The organism is Sorangium sp. So ce327 (assembly GCF_051530205.1).
In the GTDB taxonomy this organism is placed as follows: Bacteria; Myxococcota_A; Polyangia; order Polyangiales; family Polyangiaceae; genus Sorangium; species Sorangium cellulosum_B.
In genome coordinates, this window is record NZ_CP150330.1 from 1,374,662 (window position 1) to 1,395,341 (window position 20,680).

The 20,680-nt window shown below is 72.1% G+C and carries 17 protein-coding genes and 1 riboswitch; of the genes, 8 read left to right on the forward strand and 9 right to left on the reverse strand.

The window, feature by feature from the left end:
- Window positions 1-19: 19 nt before the first annotated feature.
- The 5 genes from WME95_RS05050 to WME95_RS05070 form a co-directional block, all read right to left on the reverse strand.
- Window positions 20-862, reverse strand: a complete 843-nt coding sequence (locus tag WME95_RS05050) for a nucleotide-binding enzyme (RefSeq protein ID WP_437907257.1) — start codon at window positions 860-862, stop codon at window positions 20-22.
- Window positions 859-1,272 (reverse strand): RNA polymerase sigma factor, encoded by a 414-nt coding sequence (locus tag WME95_RS05055; protein ID WP_437907259.1) that lies wholly within the window; start codon window positions 1,270-1,272, stop codon window positions 859-861. Before WME95_RS05055 ends, WME95_RS05050 begins: the two co-directional genes overlap by 4 nt.
- Window positions 1,244-1,741: an HD domain-containing protein gene (locus tag WME95_RS05060; protein WP_437549781.1), complete on the reverse strand. Its 498-nt coding sequence runs from the start codon at window positions 1,739-1,741 to the stop codon at window positions 1,244-1,246. The genes WME95_RS05055 and WME95_RS05060 overlap by 29 nt, the downstream gene beginning before the upstream one ends.
- A gap of 137 nt (window positions 1,742-1,878) precedes the next feature.
- A complete protein-coding gene (locus tag WME95_RS05065) occupies window positions 1,879-3,069 on the reverse strand; it encodes a caspase, EACC1-associated type (RefSeq protein ID WP_437907260.1) in 1,191 nt (396 codons plus the stop codon).
- A complete protein-coding gene (locus WME95_RS05070) occupies window positions 3,066-3,425 on the reverse strand; it encodes a hypothetical protein (RefSeq protein WP_437549783.1) in 360 nt (119 codons plus the stop codon). The genes WME95_RS05065 and WME95_RS05070 overlap by 4 nt, the downstream gene beginning before the upstream one ends.
- A 347-nt stretch (window positions 3,426-3,772) precedes the next feature.
- Between WME95_RS05070 and WME95_RS05075 the strand changes: the two genes are divergently transcribed.
- Together WME95_RS05075 and WME95_RS05080 are read left to right on the forward strand one after the other, a co-directional pair.
- Window positions 3,773-4,249, forward strand: a complete 477-nt coding sequence (locus WME95_RS05075; protein ID WP_437907261.1) for a hypothetical protein — start codon at window positions 3,773-3,775, stop codon at window positions 4,247-4,249.
- A 23-nt stretch (window positions 4,250-4,272) separates the two neighbouring features.
- Window positions 4,273-4,872 (forward strand): DUF1990 family protein, encoded by a 600-nt coding sequence (locus tag WME95_RS05080; RefSeq protein WP_437907262.1) that lies wholly within the window; start codon window positions 4,273-4,275, stop codon window positions 4,870-4,872.
- A gap of 55 nt (window positions 4,873-4,927) precedes the next feature.
- Here WME95_RS05080 and WME95_RS05085 read toward each other — a convergent pair whose 3' ends face one another.
- On the reverse strand, window positions 4,928-5,737 hold the full coding sequence (locus tag WME95_RS05085; RefSeq protein ID WP_437549786.1) for a haloacid dehalogenase type II: 810 nt from the start codon (window positions 5,735-5,737) through the stop codon (window positions 4,928-4,930).
- A 216-nt stretch (window positions 5,738-5,953) separates the two neighbouring features.
- On the opposite strand from WME95_RS05085, the gene WME95_RS05090 reads away from it, so the two are divergent.
- Window positions 5,954-6,892 (forward strand): LysR family transcriptional regulator, encoded by a 939-nt coding sequence (locus WME95_RS05090; RefSeq protein WP_437907264.1) that lies wholly within the window; start codon window positions 5,954-5,956, stop codon window positions 6,890-6,892.
- Here the strand turns inward: WME95_RS05090 and WME95_RS05095 are convergent.
- Together WME95_RS05095 and typA are read right to left on the reverse strand one after the other, a co-directional pair.
- Window positions 6,880-7,374: a hypothetical protein gene (locus WME95_RS05095; protein WP_437907265.1), complete on the reverse strand. Its 495-nt coding sequence runs from the start codon at window positions 7,372-7,374 to the stop codon at window positions 6,880-6,882. The two genes, WME95_RS05090 and WME95_RS05095, sit on opposite strands and share 13 nt — an antisense overlap.
- Before the next feature lie 87 nt (window positions 7,375-7,461).
- A complete protein-coding gene (gene typA / locus WME95_RS05100; protein WP_437907266.1) occupies window positions 7,462-9,348 on the reverse strand; it encodes a translational GTPase TypA in 1,887 nt (628 codons plus the stop codon).
- Between the two features lie 150 nt (window positions 9,349-9,498).
- Window positions 9,499-9,706, forward strand: a riboswitch (cobalamin riboswitch).
- Window positions 9,707-9,946: 240 nt separating this feature from the next.
- On the opposite strand from typA, the gene WME95_RS05105 reads away from it, so the two are divergent.
- Window positions 9,947-12,148: a TonB-dependent receptor gene (locus WME95_RS05105; protein WP_437907267.1), complete on the forward strand. Its 2,202-nt coding sequence runs from the start codon at window positions 9,947-9,949 to the stop codon at window positions 12,146-12,148.
- 13 nt (window positions 12,149-12,161) lie between these two features.
- Here WME95_RS05105 and WME95_RS05110 read toward each other — a convergent pair whose 3' ends face one another.
- The gene (locus tag WME95_RS05110; RefSeq protein WP_437907269.1) at window positions 12,162-12,656 is read right to left on the reverse strand and encodes a hypothetical protein; all 495 of its coding nucleotides are present in this window, start codon (window positions 12,654-12,656) and stop codon (window positions 12,162-12,164) included.
- 455 nt (window positions 12,657-13,111) lie between these two features.
- Here WME95_RS05110 and WME95_RS05115 point away from each other — a divergent pair, with 455 nt between their 5' ends.
- The 4 genes from WME95_RS05115 to WME95_RS05130 all read left to right on the forward strand — a co-directional run bounded on the left by WME95_RS05115 (window position 13,112) and on the right by WME95_RS05130 (window position 20,447).
- The gene (locus WME95_RS05115) at window positions 13,112-15,016 is read left to right on the forward strand and encodes a hybrid sensor histidine kinase/response regulator (protein WP_437907270.1); all 1,905 of its coding nucleotides are present in this window, start codon (window positions 13,112-13,114) and stop codon (window positions 15,014-15,016) included.
- 169 nt (window positions 15,017-15,185) lie between these two features.
- Window positions 15,186-15,881 carry a DNA-directed RNA polymerase gene (locus tag WME95_RS05120; protein WP_437907271.1) on the forward strand — a complete coding sequence of 232 codons (696 nt, stop codon included), beginning with the start codon at window positions 15,186-15,188 and terminating at the stop codon, window positions 15,879-15,881.
- A 62-nt stretch (window positions 15,882-15,943) separates the two neighbouring features.
- Window positions 15,944-18,577: an ATP-binding protein gene (locus WME95_RS05125; protein ID WP_437907272.1), complete on the forward strand. Its 2,634-nt coding sequence runs from the start codon at window positions 15,944-15,946 to the stop codon at window positions 18,575-18,577.
- Between the two features lie 118 nt (window positions 18,578-18,695).
- A complete protein-coding gene (locus WME95_RS05130; protein WP_437907274.1) occupies window positions 18,696-20,447 on the forward strand; it encodes a protein kinase domain-containing protein in 1,752 nt (583 codons plus the stop codon).
- Window positions 20,448-20,680 lie beyond the last annotated feature (233 nt).

The following is a 20,680-nucleotide window of genomic DNA, read 5'->3' on the forward strand; positions in this document are numbered from 1 at the left end:
CTCGCCTGCGGTCGGGGCCTCAGGCCGTGTCCTCGAAGCCGGGGAGCGGCTCGTAGTCCTGAGTTGCGTCGTCCTCCTCGCCAGGCTCGGCGCAGGCCGGCTCGTCGCCGTCCTCTCCGGCGCCGCCGCCGTCGAGCAGCCCATCGAACGGCCCGGGGAGCGGCTCGTCCTCGTCCGCCTCGAGCAGCGCGTCCATGCCCTCCACCTCGCCGGTCTCCAGGTAGCGCTCCCACGCCACGGGGTGATCCCGGGCGCAGAGCGCCGAGAGCGCGGCGACGCCGAGGCGCACGATCGGCTTCCCATCGGTGCTGCTGCGGGGCCGCGCCCTCAGATCGCGCGGGGCGTACACCGTGAGCTCGAGGGGCGCCACGTCCGCCACGTGGTAGTGGACGTACTCCCGGAGCTCTCCGCCCTTCTGGATCGTCACGCGCTCCCGGTCGAACGTCCAGCCGAGCGCCCGCACGTGCCGCTCCAGCGCCTCCTCGTCGGCGGGGAACACGTGCAGATCGACGTCGCTGCCGCGGCGGATATGGCCGGTGGAGACCGAGCCGATGAGCCGCGGCGAGAACGGCGCGAGCGCGCGCATGGCCTCCAGCGCCACGATGCGCAGCGCGAAGAGCCGGCGCGTCCGCTGGCTCCCCTCGGCGCGCTCGGCGAAGAGGAGCAGCGCCTCGCGGATCTCGCCGTTCGAGGGCAGGTCCGCGGGCCGGTAGCGCGCTCGCCGCCCCTCCACCTGGCCGAGGATCCGCTTCGCGGCCATCCGCTTGGCGGTGAAGTACTGGTCCACGCCTTCCTCGTACATGAGGCGCGCGGCCTCCGCGGCGATGCGGGCCCGCAGCCCGCCGAAGCGCTCGGCGCTCATCGGGCCCCCCGCGCCGCGCGCGCTGCCGGCGCCTCCGCCGCCCGCGCCGGCGCCGCGGCGACCGCCGGCTCGAGGGCCTGCCGCAGCCGGAGCATCGCGCCGCCGACCACCCGGCCGCCCCGCGGCGCCCCGAACAGGCGCTTCTGCACCACCTGCTGCGCCACGCCGAGGCGGCGCGCGATCTCGCCCTGCGAGAGGCCGTCGAAGAAATACGCCTCGACGACCTCCCGCTGCTTCGCCGTCAGCGCGGTCTCGACCGCGTCCCGCACCGCGGCGCAGAGCCGCGCTCGCCCGGGCGGCTCGGCCTCGCCGCCCCAGAGCCGGCGATCGTCGGCCCAGCGGTCGACGTCGTCGCAGAGGACCTCCCGGCGGACCTTGCGCTCAGGCGAGCGGCTCCTTTCGCAGGTCATCGGAGGGGGCGGGCTCGCCGCCGATCGAGAGGAGGGTCCAGTCTGCGCCGTCGAGCAGGAGCTCCACGGCGGCCTCGGGGCGGAGCACGGTCGCCTCGGGCGAGCGGCCGCCGACGTCCCAGCGGCGGAGCCGCGCGAGGTCCGCGAGCGCCTTCGTGCGCCGCAGGCGCCGCCGGGTCGCGCCGGGCGCGCGCAGCAGGTGGAGGTGGTGCCGCACGAGCCAGACGATCCGCGGGCACACGAGCTCCTCGAGCACGTCGGCCCCCTCCTCGGCGTGGTCGGCGCAGGCGAACGCCTTGCCGACGTCGTGGAGCAGGGCCGCGGCCCAGAGCGAGCGATCCGCGGTCTCGCGGCGGGCCAGGTCGAAGACCTGCAGGGAATGGAAGAGCGCGTCGCCCTCGGGGTGCCAGCGCGGATCCTGCGGCACGCGGTCGAGGGCGAGGAGGAGATCGAGGAGGTCCTTGTGCATCGACGGGAGGGCGGTCAGGCCGCCCGCGGGCTGCGGGCGAGCGGTGCCCCTTCACCCTGGGGCGCGGTCACACCCACCGGGAGGCCCCGCGCGCCGGGCGAGCCGAAGCATAGCGCGGACGTCCCCTGCGCCAGGGCTCAGGGAGTGAACAGGGTGGCCGATCGCTTCCTCGGCCCGGTTGGCGGGTGCGCGACCGTCTCCGCGGTCTGACGTGTGCCCGCGGCCTCCAGGCGGACCAGCCTGAGCACGGTGCCCCCGACGACGATCTGGCCGTTTTGCGGGAGCAAGGCGCTCGTGATGCGCTGATCGTCGATCTTGGTCCCGTGCGTGCTCCCCTGGTCGATCACGCGCACCTCATCCGCTCCGACGACGATCGTCGCGTGCTTTCGCGACACCTTCGGATCATCGAGGCGGATGAAGCAGTCGGGCTCTCGCCCTACCGTGAACTCTCCAGGGTGGAGCACGAACCGCCGACCCGCGAGGGGCCCGTTGCACACGAAGAGCTCGTGGGAGATCACGGCGTTCCCGCCCGACGCCGGGATCGTGGGCCGGAGCGGGGCCTTCGCGATGCGCAGCCGCCCCTCGTACTTCTGCGTCCACATCTGCGGGGTCTGCCGGCCTCCCTCGGCCTTGATGCTCGCTTGCACGTACTCGCAGAGCTCGTGGACATCGACGTATCCGTCTCGGTCCAGATCGGCTGTGCCGGTCGACAGGCCCTCGACGATGTGGCGCGTGAAGATCGACTGCGGGGTCACCCCCACGGGCTGGTCGGCCTGCCACGCCAGCTGAACCGACGTCGTGGCGGAGATCACGACGCGACCCGAGCCGTCTCCCATGAACGTCCCGGCGATGTCGACGCTGTCCTGCTCGCTCTTGGCGGAGTTCTCGTACGCGCCGCTGTAGCAGCAGTCGAGGATCAGGACGATGCGCTTCGCGGGGCACTGATCGATCTGGCGGCTGATCCACGCCGCGTCGACCGAGGTCGCGCTGAAGAGCTCTTTCTCCGTGTCGTGCGTGGCGAGGTGGAGGTGACCCCAGTCGTCCTTCAGGCCATGACCGGAGTAGTAGAGGACGAGCAGATCCTCCGGATGGCGGCGATGGAAGAGCGCGCCGATGGCCTTCCGGACCTCGAGCTGGCTGCCATCGACGCAGAGCTGGACGCGAAAATCGCCGATGTCCGGGTTTCCCATCGTGTCGGCGAGCTTCGATGCGTCGAGGGCGGGCGCCTGGAGCGAGCGCAACCTGCCGTCCGCATACATTCCGTTCGCGATGATGAGCGCGAGGCGGTCCCGTCCGCCCAGCACAGGATCTCTGTCCAGGGCTGTCATTTGATTGCGCTGATGCGGCGCGCGAGGTCGAGCACTTCCTTCTCCCCGAGCGGCTTGTCCGAGGTGAACTCGACCTCCAGGCCGTTCTTCCCCCGGATGCGAATGCGGCGCCTCGGCGCGCGGACGACCCACTCATTGACGAGCTGAATCACCTGGGGGAGCACCGCGGGGAGCGCGGCGAGCGCGATCGCGCCGACGGTGAAGGCGTCTCCCTTGGCGTTCCTCGGGAGGTGGCCTTCAACGGCGCGCCGCGGGGTCGCGCCTGCGGTGCCGATGTCTCGCATCAGGCTCTCGAGCATCGCATCCAGCTGATCCGCCTCGACCTCGGCGTCGTGAAAGTTGAATTGCATGTCCATTGGCCATGCACCTCCTCGCTGTTACGAGTCGCCGAGGAGCGTATCAGCGCTCGCCGGGAGGTGCCAGCCGCACACGCGGAGTCGCGTCGTGTACGCGCCGCCATCCTCGAGCTGCGAAGCGCGCCTGAAGCCCGCTTCGCGATCGTCCAGCCCATCTCATGTCCATGCCGATCCCTCGGTGAGCGGCGTCTCGGATCCGTGCAGGCCGGCCAGCAGCGAAGGTGCTCCTCGCGCTTCGTCGTGACTGCAAAGACATCACGTGGCTGAGGTGACGGGAACATACCGCCGTGCGAGCTCGCGTCCGATCCGAGAGCTCGTGCAGCTCGGATCGCGGACGTGAGACGGCGGTGACCACGGGCCTGTCCTCGCTGACCCACCTCACGGATCTCCATCTCACCGCGTGCGACCTGACCGAGCTCGGCCCGCTCCTGGATCACCTCCCGGCGCTCGAGCGCGTCACGGTCGCTGGCACCCCGCTGGGCCTGGCTGCTCGAGCCGATATCGCGCGGCTCCCCGCGCCGGTCTTTTTGCCGCATCCGGACGCGATCGAGGCGGAGGTCAACGAGGCGCTCCTGGAGCTCCGCCAGTACGAGATCCACGGCGCGTGCGTCCGCTGGAACGACGGTTATATCGTCGGTCTGTGGAGCAACCAAGACTACCTGAGCTGGTATCGAATCGACGTCGACCGCTTCCGCACCGCCCTGAAGGAGCGCCGCTACCCATGGGACATTCGCTCGTGGATCGAGGCGTGTCCCGAGGTGTTTGACGTCGGCTGGGCCGCTCGCTGGAGCGAGCTCGGCTTGCGCCCCTGGCTCCACGCCTGACCGCCTCGGCTATCCTGCCCCTCGTGCTCTCCCGCGCCCGCCCCTCCGATGCCGCGATCCGCGCCTTCCTCGCTCGCCAGGCGGGCCGGCCGCTCTCGTACGCGGAGGTCGGCTGCACCGGCGCCGGCGAGGGCCGCCCGCGGCCGCCTGCCGGCTTCAACGTCGACCACCACCGCGCGGTGCTCGGCCAGGGCGCCGCGCTCTTCGACCGCGCCGTCGAGGCGATGCGGCGCTGGGCGCAGTTCCGGCTCGGCTGGGTCGAGCTCTGCTATCCCGATGCTCCCCTCCAGGCCGGCGTCACCGTGGCGATCCTCGTCCGCGTGCTCGGGATTCACTGGCTCAACGCATGCCGGATTGTCTACACCGTCGATGAGACGAGCGGCCCTGTGCGCCGGTTCGGCTTCGCCTACGGGACGCTCGAGGAGCACGGCGAGCGCGGCGAGGAGCGCTTCCTCGTCGAGCACGACGAGCCTTCCGGCGAGGTCGCCTACGACATCTTCGCCGTCTCCCGGCCGAACCACCTCCTCGCCCGGCTCGGGTTTCCCTACGCGCGCCGGGTCCAGGCGCGGTTCGCCCGCGACTCCATGCGCGCCATGCGCAGCGCCGTGAACTCGCCGCCGTGAGGCGCGCCGGGAGCCCTGCGACCCGCTGATCGCACAGGCGGCATGGCCCCGCCGGTCACGCCCTCTCCTTCACGAACTCCACGAGATCCGAGAGGCTCGCTCCCGTCGCGTCGGCGCTCACGCCGAGCTCCTCGGCCGGCAGGCCCAGGCGGTTGACCCAGAACGTGGGATAGCCGAACCATCGGGCCCCCGCGGCGTCCCAGCCGGCGAACGCGACGAACGCGATCTCCTCGCGCGTGAGGCCGAACGCGTCGAGCGCCATCCGGTACGCGCGAGGATCGGGCTTGTACGTCCTCGCCCCATCCGTGCTGAGCACGTGCTCGAACAGGCCCCCCAGACCGGAGCTCTCGATGGCGGCCCCGAGCATCCTCGGCGTGAAGTTCGACAGGAACGAGAGCCGGATCCCCGCGCCCCTCAGCGCCCGGAGCGCCGGCAGCACGTCAGGCCACGCCCGGAGATCCAGGTAGGCGCCGAGGAGCCGCGCCCGCTTCTCCTCCCCGAGATCGAGCGCCAGCGCGCGCTCGGCGAACACCAGCGCATCCGAAGTCACCTGCCAGAAGTCGGCATACTCGTGGGACGCGACCCGCAGCCACGTGTACTCGAATTGCCGGGTGCGCCACGCCTCGCTCAGCGATGCCCCCTTGCCCGGACAGAGCTCCTCCGCGAGCGCCGCGATCGGGCGCGGATCGAAGATAGGAAAAGCGTCGAAGGCGATCGCCTTGATCTTCGATCCCGCCGCCGGCCGCGGCGGCGCCGGCCCGTGCTGCGCGGCACAGGAAGCCGTCCCGGCCGGGGCCGAGCCCAGGAAGCCCGCCGCGGCCGTGCCGGTCACGCGGTGGAGAAACTCACGACGATTCGTCAACATGCCAGCCTCCCTCCGATCCTCCGACGTGAAACTCGCGACCTGCGAGTCCGAGAGTCCGCTAGTTCGCGAGTCCGCGAGCGTGCGGGTGCGGGAACGCACGCGGGAGAGCATGCGCGGTCCGCCGTTGCCCGGGGATCCGCCATCGACGTAGACTCGCCATGCACCTTTGCATGGCGCGGAGCGCGCTCCGGCAGCAGCGCCCCGCGCCCCGGAGCCATGCTCGACTGGGACGATCTGCGCTACTTCCTCGCCGTCGCGCGGCACGGCAACCTCTCCGCCGCCGCGCGCGTGCTGAAGGTCACCCAGCCGACCGTGGGGCGGCGCGTCGCGGCGTTCGAGCGGCGCCTCGGGGCGAGGCTCTTCCAGCGCTCGCCGTCGGGGTTCTCGCTCTCGGCCGCGGGCGAGAGCGTGCTCGGCCACGCCGAGCGCATGGAGCAGGACGCGCTCGCGGCCGAGCGCGCCGCCGCCGGACGCGACGCAGGCCTGAGGGGCCACCTCCGTGTCACCGCGTCCGAGTGGCTCGCCACGCGCGTCCTCGGGCCGCTGCTCGTCCCGTTCCTCGCGCGCCACCCCGCCATCTCCATCGATCTCATCGCGGACGCGCGATGGCTGAGCCTGCCGCGGCGGGAAGCGGACATCGCCCTTCGCCCCGCCGCGTTCGAGCACAACGAGGTCTTCCAGCGCGAGGTCGCGCGGATCGGGTTCGGGCTCTATGCATCGGAGGCCTACCTCGCCGAGCGCGGCCCGCCGGACTGGGGCCGGCAGTGCGAGGGCCACACCCTCGTCACCATGAACGACGATCCTCCGGCGATCGCCGACCTGTCGTGGGTGCGCGCCGTCGCCGCGAAGGCCCGCGTCGCCGCGCGCACCAACGGCCGCGAGCCCCAGGCGACGATGGGGGCCGCCGGCGTCGGGCTCGTCTGCCTGCCCCGCTACCTCGGCGACGCGACCGCCGGCCTTTGCCTGCTCTCGCCGCCCTCGCCGCCGCCAGGGCGCAAGCTGTGGCTCGGGGTGCACCGCGATACGCGCGGGGTGCCGCGCGTGAAGGCGCTCGTCACGTTCGTCGCCGACGCCCTCGGGCCGCTCCGGAGCGCCCTCGACCCCGGCGCGCGGCCGCGCGCGTCAGGCGACGAGCGCCCCCGCTACCGGCCCTGATCGCGCTGGCACGCCCTGAGCTTCTCGAACTGCGCGTCACACGTCTGGGGCAGGAAATCGGTCGTGCACTCCGGAGCGCGCCCGCTCAGGCAATCGAAGAGCGACGTGATCGACGGCGCGAGGAACTCGCAGGGGATCCGGTCCGCGGAGGCGACGGTCTCGCCCACGCAGTCGAAGAAGGGGGCGGTCAGCGCGTTGCAGGGGCGCTGCTCGGAGAGCAGGTCGGCGCAGCGCTCGCTGCACCGGAGCTCCGGGCACGTGACGCCGTCGAAGAGCGAGCAGAAGAAATCGCACGAGGCCTTCTGCTCCTCGACGGAGGCCCCGCCGGAGCTCGCCGATGGCGACCCCACGGCCGCGCCAGCGCCCCCGGCGCCGTCGGAGCTCCCGGGGAGCCCGTCGACGACGACGGCCCCGCCGCAAGCGCCCGCCCCCGCGAGCGCGACGAGCGAAGCCAGGAAAGCGAAGAGCAGCGGCGTTCTCATCAGGGCATCCTATCGCGCGGCAGGTACGGGAGGGGCGCGCGTCGGGCGCGTCGGGCGCGCGTCGGACGTTCCGCGCGCCCCCGCCGCTCACTCCACCGCCTGCGATTGCTCGATCGCGTCCTCGCGGCGCTCCCGGCGGTTGCACGCGAGCACCTTCTTGCGGACGCGCACCGCGTCGGGCGTGACCTCGACGAGCTCGTCGCCGTCGATCCACTCCATCGCCGTCTCGATCGTGAGCAGCCGCGGGCTGGCCAGGAGGACGTTCTCGTCCTTGCCGTGGTTGCGCACGTTCGACAGCTTCTTCTCCTTGATGACGTTGACGTCGGTGTCGTTCGGCCGGTTGTGCTCGCCGATGATCATCCCCTCGTAGACCTCGACGCCGGGGACGATGAAGAACATGCCGCGCGGCTGCAGGTGGTGCAGCGCGTACGGGGTCGCCACGCCGACGCGATCGGCGACGATGGCGCCGGTCGGGCGGCGCATCATCGGGCCGCCCCAGGGCGCCCAGCCGTCGAACATCGTGTTGAGCAGGCCCGTCCCGCGCGTCGCCGTCAGGAACTCGCCGCGGAAGCCGATGAGCCCGCGCGACGGCACCCGGAACTCGAGGCGGGCGCGGCCGAAGCCGGGGTTCGTCATCTTCACCATCCGGCCGCGCCGGGAGCTGAGGCGCTCGGTCACGATGCCGACGTAGGTGTCGGGCACGTCCACGACCACGAGCTCGAGCGGCTCCATCACCTCACCGTCGATCTCGCGCGTCACCACCTCGGGGTTCGAGAGCTGCATCTCGTACCCCTCGCGCCGCATCGTCTCGACCAGGATGGCGAGCTGGAGCTCGCCGCGGCCGAGCACCACGAACGTGTCGGGCACCTCGGTCGGCTCCACCCGGATCGCGAGGTTCTTCATCGCCTCGCGCTCGAGCCGCTCCTTCAGGTGACGGCTCGTCAGGAACTTCGACTGCTTGCTCTTGCCGGCGAACGTCGACGTGTTGACGCCGATCTTCATCTTGATCGTCGGCTCCTCGACGACGATCCGCGGCAGCGCCTCGGGGTGCGCCGGATCCGTGATCGTGTCGCCGATCGTGACCGCGTCGAGCCCGGCGATCGCGATCACCTCGCCCGCGACGGCGCTCTCGACCGCGACGCGCTTCAGCCCCTCGTAGGCGTAGAGCATCTTCACGTAGCCGCGCGACTGGCCGCCCTCGCCGAGGAGCGCGACGTCGGCGCCGGACCGGGCGGTGCCGCGGACCACGCGGCCGACCGCGAGCCGGCCCACGTAGTCGTCGTGGGTCGTGTTGCAGACGATGACCTGGAGCGGACCGTCGGGGTCACCGGAGGGGCCGGGGACCCGCTCGAGGATGGTCTCGAAGAGCGGATCGAGGTCCTTCGCCTCGTGCTCGAGCTCGCGCTTCGCCTGGCCGAACTTCGCGATCGCGTAGAGCGTCGAGAAGTCCATCTGCGCGTCGCTCGCCTCGAGGTCGCAGAAGAGGTCGAACACCTCGGAGAGCACCTCGTGGGCGCGCGCGTCGCTCCGGTCGATCTTGTTGATGACCACGATGACCGGGAAGCCGCGCTGGAGGCACTTCGAGAGCACGAAGCGCGTCTGCGGCAGCGGGCCCTCGGCGGCGTCGACGAGGAGGAGCGCCCCGTCGGCCATCATGAGCGTGCGCTCGACCTCGCCGCCGAAGTCGGAGTGGCCGGGCGTGTCGACGATGTTGATCTTGACCCCGCGGTACCGGATGCTCGTGTTCTTCGCGAGGATGGTGATGCCGCGCTCCCGCTCGAGGTCGTTCGAGTCCATGACCCGCTCGGCCACGACCTCGTTCTCTCGGAAGGCGCCCGACTGGCGGAGCATGTGATCGACGAGGGTCGTCTTCCCGTGGTCGACGTGGGCGACGATGGCGATGTTGCGGAGATCGTTACGGGGCATATACGGCGGCGGCCGTGTAGCACGCGACCCACGGAGGAGCGAGCCCATCCTCGCTAGAGCCCGAACGTTCGGCCTGCACGGCAGGCGCGCGTCGAGGCGCTCGGATGGAGAGCGCGAGGCGCGCGCATGGCGCGAGAGCGGCGCGCGTCGAGCGGGCGAGCCGAGCGGTAGCGATTGACAGCCGAAGGCGCGCGGTCCTAGGGTGCGCGCCGTGCTGGTGCCCGGGCGTTCGCCTGGGCCGAAGAGGGAACCCGGTGAAATTCCGGGGCTGCCCCGCAGCGGTAAGCGAGAACGACCTCCACCCCATGCACTGGCCCGCCGAGGGCTGGGAAGCGGTGGACAGTAGGGAGCCGGTCAGACCGGAGCGCTCGCGAGCCCGAAGACCTGCCAGCGCCCGGCGGCGGGAGACATCCGGCGCCGGTTCGACCTGGGAGCCTCGAGGGAGGCGGTGAGGTCCGAGCCGGTGCAGCTCCACCTCTCTGCGCACGTCCCGGATACCGAACCGCCCCCGCGTCGCCTTCCGGTCGCCCGCGGGGGCGAGAGGTCGGTCCAGCGCACCGTGCGATGGCCAGCCATTTCGTCCTCGCGGAGCTCGACGCGAGCGGCCCGACGCCGCTCCGCGCGATTGCGGCGAAGGAGGACACGAATGCTGCGCGAGACGGTCACGACGAGCCACGGGCACCGCCATCCATTTCATCTGCTCGCCGCGTTATCCATGGTGCTGGCCGCCGCGCGGCCAGCGCGCGCCGAGGGCGACACCCCCGATGCGCCCGCTGCCCCGCCGGAGGCCGCCGCCGCAGCGCCCACCGGCGAGGCCGCACCCGCGGTCGACGCCGCGATCGAGGTGACGATCCAGGCGGAGAAGCCGGGCAGCGAGGCCGCGTCGCGCGTCTCCGTCGGACACCGGGAGCTCGAGCTCAGGCCGAGGCTCCGGCCGGGCGACCTCCTCGAGTCGGTCCCCGGGCTCTTCGCCGTGCAGCACGCGGGCGGGGGCAAGGCGAACCAGTACTTCCTCCGCGGATTCGACGCGGATCATGGGACCGACGTCGCCTTCTTCGTCGACGGCGTGCCCGTCAACATGGTCAGCCACGGCCACGGGCACGGCTTCACCGATCTCTACTTCATGATCCCGGAGCTCGTGACAGGGCTCGACGGCTACAAGGGGCCTTATTACGCGAGCATCGGCGACTTCGGTACGGCGGGCGCCGTCAACCTGCGCTTCGCCGAGAAGCTCGAGGAGAGCTACGCGCAGGTCAGCCTGGGGCAGTACGGCATCCAGCGCGGCCTCGTCATCGCCTCGCCGGATCTCGGCGACACGTGGCGCGCGGTGGCCGCGGCGGAGATCTACCGGAACGACGGGCCGTTCCTGAGCCCGGAGCGGCTCAAGCGCTTCAACGTGGTCCTGCGGGCCACGCACGATCTGGGCAACACCGGGAAGGTCCAGATGACCTGGATGTCCTATGGATCGACCTGGCACGGCTCCGGCCAGATCCCCGCGCGCGCCGTGTGCGGCGAGGGCGAGCAGGGCGGGTTGAACCCGCCCCCCTCGGCGTTCGGACAGCCGTGCATCGACCATTTCGGCGCCGTGGATCCGACCGAGGGCGGCGCGACCGAGCGGCACATGGCGTCCGTCGCGTACTCGACGGCGTGGCGGGACGCCGATCTGAGCGCGCTGGCCTACCTCGTCCGGTACCGCTTCACGCTGTACTCGAACTTCACGTTCTTCAGCGAGGACCCCGTCCACGGCGACCAGATCGAGCAGAACGACGACCGCGCCGTCGGCGGCGCCGATCTCCGGTTCCGCAGGCAATACGAGATCGGCGGGGCGAGGTTCACGACCTCGCTGGGGGCGCAGATCCGCGCGGACGCGATCGACAAGTCCCTCCACCACGACGAGGCGCGCGAGCGGATCGAGGAGAAGAGCAGGACCCACGTCGATGAGAGCCAGATCGGCGTCTACGTCGAGCAGGACGCCCGGCTCCGGCGCTGGCTCCGCGTCGTGCTCGGGGCGCGCGCGCAGTGGATCGACGTCAACGTGGACGACCCGGGCGAGGACCTCGAGGCGGCGGGGAACAGGTCGAGCGGCGCCCGGGGACAGATGCAGCTGCTCCCGAAGCTCACGGCGATCGTGTCGCCCGTCGAGGGGGTCGATCTCTTCGCCCACTTCGGACGGGGCTTCCACTCGAACGACGCGCAGGGCGCGGTGCTGGGGGAGGGGGCGGCGACGCTGATCACGCCCGCGACGGGCTACGAGGTCGGCCTGCGGGTCGCGCCCCTGCGCGGGCTGTCGCTGAACGGGGCTGCGTTCCTGCTCGACCTGGACTCGGAGCTGGTCTGGAGCGGCGACGCGGGCGCGACCGAGGCGTCGGGGCAGACGCGGCGCTACGGGATCGAGATCGGCGGGCGCTACCGGCTCCGGAGCTGGCTCTTCGCGGACGTGGACGCGACCTTCACCCGCGCGCGCTTCCGCGAGAACGCCGGCAACGCGAGCGCGGTCGCCCTCGCGCCGACCCGGACGCTGACCGCGGGCGTCGGCGTCCGCCCGACGTTCGGCGCGTTCACGCCGTTCGCCGCGCTGCGGGTCAAGGCGATCGGCGCTCGGCCCGCGACCGAGGACGAGTCGCTCACCGCCGAGGGGTTCACGGTCGTCGACGCCAACGCCGGGCTGCGGTGGAAGAACGTCGAGGTGGCCGTGGACATCCAGAACCTCTTCGACACGACGTGGCGCGAGGTCCAGTTCGCGAGCGCGTCGCGGCTGCAGTACGAGCCGGCCCCGGTCACCGGGATCCACTACTCGCCGGGGTGGCCGTTCACCGCGATCGGGCGGGCGACGCTTTACTGGGAGTAGACGCCGCGCCGGCTCATGTCCGGCGGAGGTCCTCGCGCAGCGCGTCGAGCGATGCCCGGAACGCGGCTTCGCTCACGGCGGCGCCCGTCACCGCGGGCAGGAGCTCCGCGAACATCTGCCAGGCTTCCCCGATGTCACATACCCTGTGCGGATAACGCTGGCGGGCAATGAGCGTGAGCCCTGTCACGACGCTGCGAACCATCGCCGCCTGGAACCCCGAGCCCTCGAAGACGACCGCTGAGCACCTGATGGTTGCGCTCGCCTCCGCGAGGAAGCTCGCGATCGCCCTGCGCGCGGGCGCCGATGGCAACGACGCCTCGCTCTCGACGAGGGTGAGCAGCCCTATGCCGCGCGGGTGCTTCTTCGCGAAGTCCGCGCACGCATCCCTCAGGTGGCGCGCGCCGTCCTCGGTCGTCTCGCGGCGCCAGATGACACAGAAGATCTGGTGCCAGGAAGCCAGGATGTAGTCCGGTTGTCTGGTGACCAGGTGCCAGGGTTCAGGATGCATGATCGTGCTCGTTCTGGAGCGGGCGCACCGGAGATGCTCGCGGGGGCCTCAGGGTACACCGGCCAGGGTACACCGGCGTTTCTTCGCCCGCGACACGCGCGCACGCCAACTCGCGCGTGGGCCACCGGGCGTCGGCAACGGATCGGCGCCGCGCGCCCTCGGAGCTGATGGGCAAGACAACCCCGGTGCCCTCGAGGTCGGGTGGCTCGCACTGGACACGTTCGATGGCTCCACAATCGATGAGTCCGTCTTGATACCCTCGAACCGCTCCAGCGGCTGGCGGTGGCCCTGCGCGGCCGCCGGCGGGCGCTCTCGACGCGGGCTCATGGGGCCATTGCTGTGCTCGTCACTCGCCGCTGCCGGCCGACACGACGACGGCTCGCGGACGCGGAGAGCAGGACAGGAAGGGAGAGCATGGCGTGGCGAACGTGTACCCATGCTGTAGGCTGTGCCGCATGGATCCGACGGGGCTCGGCGCCGATCTGCAATTCCGCATGCTGGTCGAAGGGGTGAAGGACTACGCCATCTTCATGCTGGACACCGAGGGGCGCGTGACCACGTGGAACGCCGGCGCCGAGCAGATCAAAGGATACTCCGCGCAAGAGGTGATCGGCTCGCACTTCTCGCGCTTCTATCCGGCCGAGGCGATCGAGCGGAAGTGGCCACAGACAGAGCTCGCCGAAGCGCGGCGCGTGGGCCGCTTCGAGGACGAAGGCTGGCGCGTGCGCAAGGACGGCTCGATGTTCTGGGCGAACGTCATCATCACGGCCCTCCACGGCCCCGACGGCGAGCTGCGCGGCTTCTCCAAGATCACGCGCGACCTGAGCGAGCGCAAGCGCCAGGAAGAGTCGCTGCGGCAGAGCGAGGAGCGCTTCCGCGCGCTGGTCGAAGGCGTGAAGGATTACGCCATCTTCATGCTCGACCCCGACGGCAGGGTGGCCACGTGGAACGCCGGCGCCGAGCGGATCAAGGGATACTCCGCGCAAGAGGTGATCGGCACGCACTTCTCGCGCTTCTATCCGGCCGAGGCGATCGCGCGCGGCCGCCCAGAGACGGTGCTCGCCGCCGCGCGGCGCGAAGGCAGCTTCGAGGACGAAGGCTGGCGCGTGCGCAAGGACGGGTCGTCGTTCTGGGCGAGCGTCCTCGTCACGGCCATCTACGGCCCGAGCGGCGAGCTGCGCGGCTTCTCCAAGATCACGCGCGACCTGAGCGAGCGCAAGCGCCTGGAGCAGATGGAGTCCAACGCGCGCCAGATGGAGGAATTCGTGGCGATGCTGGCGCACGAGCTGCGCAATCCGCTGGCGCCGATCGCCAACGCGACCAGCGTCCTCAAGCTCGAAGGGAAGGACAACGCCCAGGTCGTCTGGGCAGCCGGCCTGATGGAACGGCAGCTCGGCCAGCTCGTGCGGCTCGTCGACGACCTGCTCGACGTGAGCCGCATCACGCGCGGCAAGATCGCCCTGGAGTCCAAGCGGATCGATCTCGCCGACGTGGTGACGCGCGCGGCGGAAGCGTCCCGGACCTGGATCGACGCGCGCGAGCAGACCCTGGAGCTGCAGCTGCCCGAAGGGCCGCTCGCCGTCGTTTCGGGCGACCTGGCGCGGCTCACGCAGGTGGCGAGCAACCTTCTGCACAACGCGGCGAAGTTCACGCCGCCGCGCGGCTCGATCCGGGTCACGGTGGAGGCGGACGACGCGCACGCGATCCTCCGTATCCGCGACAGCGGCGCGGGGATATCGTCCGAGCTGCTGCCGCAGGTGTTCGACCTGTTCACGCAGGGGGATCGCGGCCTCGATCGCGTCGAGGGCGGGCTGGGCCTCGGATTGACGATCGTGCGCCGGCTGGTCGAGCTGCACGGCGGGACGGTCCAGGCGCTCAGCGAGGGGCCCGGCCGCGGCAGCGAGTTCATCGTGCGATTGCCGCGGCTGACGCGCCCCCTCGCGCCGCCGGCGGTGGGCGCTCCCGCGACGAAAGCCGGGCGCAAGCTGCGCATCCTCGTCGTCGACGACAACCGCGACTCGGCCGAGAGCATGGCGCTGCTGCTCAAGCGCATGGGCAACGACGTGCACGCCGTGTTCGACGGCCCCTCGGCGCTCGAGCTCGCGGCGCAGCTCCAGCCGGACGTCGTGCTGCTCGATATCGGCATGCCGGGCATGACAGGAGTTGACGTCGCGCGCGCGCTGCGTCGCACTCCGGGCCTCGCGGGCCTATCGCTGTTCGCGATGACCGGTTACGGCCAGGAATCGGACCGCCGCATGACCCGGGAGGCCGGGTTCGACGTGCACCTGGTCAAGCCGATCCGCGCGGAGGTGCTGAAACAGCACCTGGCGGACATCGCCAATCGTCCTGGAGCCGGCTGAGCGCCTCATTCCGTCGGGTGCCCCCGAGGCGGCGGCGATTCCGCCGTGGCGTCGCCAGGCACCCTCGCGGCGAGCGGCTCGTCGGCCCGCTGTAAGCTGCGCACGGCCGCCCCGTTGCGAAGAGGTGCGCCGCGGCGATCTCGCCGAGGCCTCCTCAACGAGGGCTTTCATGCCGTTCTCCGTCCACACGACCCACGCCGCGGCGCGCTGGCGCCTGTCCACGGCGTCCGCCCCGCTCTTTCTCGCGCTCCTGTCGCTCCTCCTCCTGGGCTGCGGCCCCCGCCTCGTCCCGTTCACGCACGAGCTCCGGGTGCAGCACGACCTGAGCGACAGCGACGTGAAGAACCTGCAATTTTACGTTTCGCACCAGATCGCGCTGCGCCGAGAGCTCACGGCCGAGAGCTCGCAGGTGACGAGCAGCCACAAGCTCCTGCTCGTCTCCGGGAAGGTCATCGAGGAGGTCGTCGTCGAGGAGCGCACGCCCGGCGTGGTGGTCGCAGCTCGCGGCGGCGCCCTGTCGGTGAGCTTCGAGCCCGGCGCGTCGCTCACGTTCTCCGCGGGCCCTGAGCCATTCACATCCGCGCCGCCCGCGCCGTCGTTCCCGGGCTTCGCGACCCCGCCCGATCCGTTCCCCGGCAACGCGGAGCCGCTCCTGGCCAGCCCGAGCGCGGCCGGCGACGGCAGCGAACCGGGCGGCAACTACTGGCTCGCGGCCGGGCCCGGCCGCGAGATCCGTTACCAGGGCAAGGTGTTCTCGGCCATCGAGGACAGCCTGCGGGCGCACCTCCTGATCGACGCCGACGCGCTCGACGAGGTCGTCGAGCGGCGCACCGTCCTCCCGGGCGTGCGCCTCCCCGGCCGCTGACGCGCGGAGGCGCGCCCCGCCGCGCGCCGTCGCACGTGCGCACGTGGGCGCGCGCCGTTGCGATGGCGCGCGCCCTGCGCTTCCATGCCGCTCGCCTCGTGACCACGCCGCCGCCGCCCCCGCCCGCCGCGCTCCGCGCCCCGCGCGTCCGCGCAGAGCTCGTCGCGACCGGCTGGGAGCTGTTCTCGGCGCTCCTGTTCCTCTCCGCCGTCGTCCCCGCCGCCCTCACCACGCCGTGGCCGGCGATCCTCCTGCTCTCCTCCCTGGCCGCCTCGGCCGCGCTCTCGGGCTCGCTCACCCGCCGCGGCGACCGCGGCTTCGCCGTCGCGGCGGCGATCCGCGCCCTCTCGTGGCCGCTCGCTGTCTTGCCGCTCGCGTTCCGAGGCGCCCCGACCGTGCCCCCCTCCTGGCCAGGCCCGCTCGGGATCGGCCGCTCGACGCCGCCCTCGTGGCTCGGCCTCCTGGTGACCGCGGTCGCCTTCGGCGTCATGGCGGGCGGCATGCGCCGCGCGATCTACCGCGCCCTGCTCCGCGAAGGCGCCGTCGAGGGCGGCGCCGGAGACGCCGCCTCGGCGCGCGCCCTCGCCGCGGCGCTCCGGCCGAGGCTCGCGGAGTCGGCGGCGACCGCGGGCATCGTCGGCGGGCACGTCATGCTGCTCTTCTGCGTCGCGTTCCTCCGCACCCAGAGCCAGGTCGTGTTCCAGGCGTGGTTCGAGGTCGTCCCCCTCCTCGCCCTCTCCGGCACCCTCGGCTTCACGCTCGCCGTGCGCCCCGCCACGCGCCCGATCCTGGCCGCCCTCGCGGCCGGCCCTTCCGGCGCCCGCGCCCTGCTCGGCCGCGGCCTCGCCCGCGCCGAGCGGCTCCCCGACGTGCTCGCCTCCCTGAACTTCGCGCTGTGGCTCGGATGCACCGCGATCGGCATGGCCTACGTGCGCGTCGGGGCCACGTCCAGCGTCGCCGACGCGCTCATGCAGCTCGGCTTCGGCGCCCTCTTCGCCTTCGGCGTCTCGTTCTACCAGCGCGCCTGGCACAAGGACTCCGTCGCCCGCGCGGTGGACCTCCTGCGCGCCTGGACGGGCGCGCTCGAGCACGGCGGCGCGCCCCCGACGCCCCTCCGGCGGCGCATGCTGCGCGACTTCGGGCTGCCCCTTTTGTTCACGGGGCTCCTCTCGCTCTTCTCCTCGATCGGCCTCTACCGTGCGCTCGCCACCGGCTCGTCGTTCGACGAGGACTTCAACGCGATCACCGCGCTCTTCGCCTCGCTGTCCCTCCTCGTCCTCGCCGCCCTCGGCGTCGTCGCGCGGGCGGCGCGCGAGCTCTCCAGGCCGATGGCACAGCTCGCGCGCGCCGCCGACGAGGTCGCGCGCGGCGAGCTCGACGCCGCCGTGCCGCGGCTGTCAGGGCCGAAGGAGGTCGTGGGCCTCGGCGAGAGCGTCGAGCGCATGCGGCAGGCGCTCTCCCGGACGATCGCCGAGCTCGAGGCCGAGCGCGCCGGCCTCGAGGAGAACGTCGCCTCGCGCACCGCCGAGCTCACGCGCGCCCTGTCCGAGCTGAAGCGGACGCAGGCCGCGCTCATCCAGGGCGAGCGGCTCGCCTCCATCGGCGAGCTCGTGGCCGGCGTGGCGCACGAGATCTACAACCCGCTGAACGCCATCGCCGGCGCCGCCCAGCCGATCGAGGAGCGCGCCGCGGAGCTCCGCGCCGTCCTCGACGCGTACCGCGAGGCGGAGCGCGATCTCCCGGGCGAGCGCCGCCGCGCGCTCGAGGCGCTCCGCGAGCGGCTCCAGACCGAGGCGGCGCTCGACGATCTCGCCGGCATCTCGACCCTCGTCCACCGCGCGGTCGAGCGCAGCGTCCGCATCGTCACCAACCTGAAGAGCTTCTCGCGCGTCTCGGGCGAGCCGCTGCCGGCCGATCTGCACGCGGGGCTCGAGGAGACGCTGCTCCTGCTCGGCCCGCGGCTCCGGCAGGCGCGCATCGAGGTGATCCGGCGCTACGGCGAGCTGCCGCCCGTCACCTGCCGGGGCGGCGAGATCAACCAGGTGTTCATGAACCTCCTCGTCAACGCCATCCAGGCGCTCGAGGCGCCGCCGGCGCCCGCCGCGCCGGCAGAGGAGGGGACCTCCGGCGGGGGCGCGGCGCCGCGCGCGCCCGGCGAGCCGGCGATCTGCATCGAGACCTGGGTCGACGACGACATGGCGGCCGTCGCGATCTCGGACAGCGGGCCGGGCGTTCCGCCGGACCTCGCCCAGCGGATCTTCGATCCGTTCTTCACAACGAAGCCGCGAGGGCAGGGGACCGGCCTCGGGCTGTCGATCTCGACCGAGATCGTCCGGCGGCACGGCGGCACGCTCGCCCTCGCGGCAGCACCAGAACGAGAAGACGGCGACGGCGGCCGCGGCGGACACCCGTGCCGCGGAGCGCCGACCTCGGTCCACGGCGCGCGCTTCGTCTGTCGCCTGCCCCTCGATCCTCGCCCGGCGAGCGCCCGTCCGCAAGGCGATACCCCTCCTCCCGCGCGGCCGCCCGCGGAGGCGAGCCCGCCCGAACGGCCGTCCGCGGAGGCGAGCCCGCCCGCTCGGCCTATCGCGCGGCTTGGCTCGCCCATGACGAGCGCGTCATCGGCGCCGGTCTCCCACCCCACCTCCACACGGAGCTCGCACGATATTCATCGCAACCCGATCGCGGGCCCGTAGACCAGCTGTTTCAAACCGGATACGTTCAGCGAGCGATCCGACTCACCGCACAGCGCAATAGGGCCCTGAGAGACGAGAACGGCTCTTCTGGGGAGCGCTGAGGAGAAACGAAGGCACCATGGAGCGCGCGATTCAGCGACCGGCAGGTCCCAAGGCTTCGAGCACCGATCCGTTGATCGGGAAGGTCGTGGCCGGCAGGTACCGGCTCGAGGCACGGCTTGGCGAAGGCGGCATGGGCGTCGTTTATCGCGCTCGCCACGTGCTGATCGACCGGGTCGTCGCCCTGAAGCTCATCCGGCCCGATCTCCGCGGAGAGACCCACCTCCGCGCGTGGATGCTGCGCGAGGCGCGCGCCGCAAACCGCGTTGATCACGCCCACATCATCGATATCCACGACATCGGCGAGACCGAGGAGGGCGAGCTCTATCTCGTCATGGAGTACCTCGTCGGCACGCCGCTCTCGGCGGAGCTCGCGCGCGGCCCGATGCCGATCGCGCGATCGGTGGACATCCTCGAGCAGATGTGCGCGGCGCTCGCGCGCGCCCACGACCTCGGCGTCGTGCACCGCGATCTGAAGAGCGACAACATCCTGCTCACCCACCGCGGCGGCCGGAAGGATTTCGTCAAGATCCTCGACTTCGGCCTCGCCGCCATCGCGCGCGATCCGCGCCTCGCCCCGAAGGGCGCGGTCTTCGGGACGCCCGAGTACATGTCGCCCGAGCAGGCGCGCGGCGAGGAGGCGACGGCGCAGTCCGACCTCTACGCGCTCGGCGTGCTCTTCTTCGAGATGCTGACCGGGCAGCTCCCCTTCCGCGCGAACGACCGCGACACGCTCCTCGAGATGCAGCGGACCCACGCGCCGCCGCGGCCCCGCTCGATCCGCCCCGACGCGCACGCGCAGGGCGAGGCGATCGTGCTGCGCCTGCTCGAGAAGGACATCCGCAAGCGCTACCGCGACGCCCACCACCTCCAGGAGGAGCTGAAGGCGCTCCAGCGCGGGCTCCCGGCGCACGCGTGGGAGGTCGAGGGGAGCGACGGCGTGCCGGTGCCGCCGCCGCCGCCGCCGCCGCAGAGCGCCGGCGTCATCGAGTGGGCGAGCCGGGCGGCCCTGTTCTCGCGCATGGTCTCCCGCGCCTACCCGTCCGGGCAGGTGCCGCAGGAGGTCCAGAACGGCCTTGCGCAGGCCTGGGACCTCGCCGCGCGCGCCAACAAGCTCGAGGGCGAGGTCGCGAGCCTCACCCGCAAGCTCGAGGCGCTCGAGCGCCGCGGCCGCGCGCTGCGCGCCGAGATCGGCCGCAAGGTCGAGGAGCTCGCGCACGAGGAGTCGCGCGTGATGCGCGAGGCGATGGCCGACGGCGAGGACGTCGAGAAGGTCCGCGTCGAGCTCGCCGCCGCCGAGAAGCTCGCGCTGTCCGCGCGCCAGCTGGCGGACGGGGCGGCCCGCCAGGGCAACCACGATCCGCTCATCTACGAGCGCGCGGGCGCGGCCGGCGCGACCGCGCAGGCGAAGCGCGAGCAGCTCGGGCGTTACGAGCACAAGAAGAACACGCGCGAGGCGAACGCGCGCGACCTGCGCCGCCAGATCGACGAGCTCCGCGCCCAGCTCGCCCGCTACGCCGAGGCCCTGGAGGAGGACCTGGCGCAGGGGCGCGAGCGCGTCGCGGCGCGCACGCGCGAGGGGCTCGCCTACGAGAAGTCGTTCAGCGAGGCCTCCAACCTGCTGCTGAGCCACCTCCGCAACAAGCCGGAGTGTCGGGATCTCGTGGCGGAGCTCCTCACGTCCCACGCCAGCCCTGGCGCGGACTCGGGCTCGGATCAGCGGCTCTCCGGCTCGGATCGGCGGCTGAACACCGCGACCGAGCGCAACTGAACACCGTCGAGCGCAGCTGAACACGATCGAGCGCAGCTGAAAGCGTCCGAGCGCAGCCGAATGCGACCGGACGCGACAGCGTGTGACGGCGTTCGGTCGTGCGCGCTTCTTTCTTTCACCATCGTACGTAATCTCCCTAAGTGATCTCCTGACGTCGCGCCGCTGACAGGCCCTCTCGTCGTGGGCGCGCATCGCACCCTCTCGACGGCGTCTCGGGTGCATGGTAGCTAGCG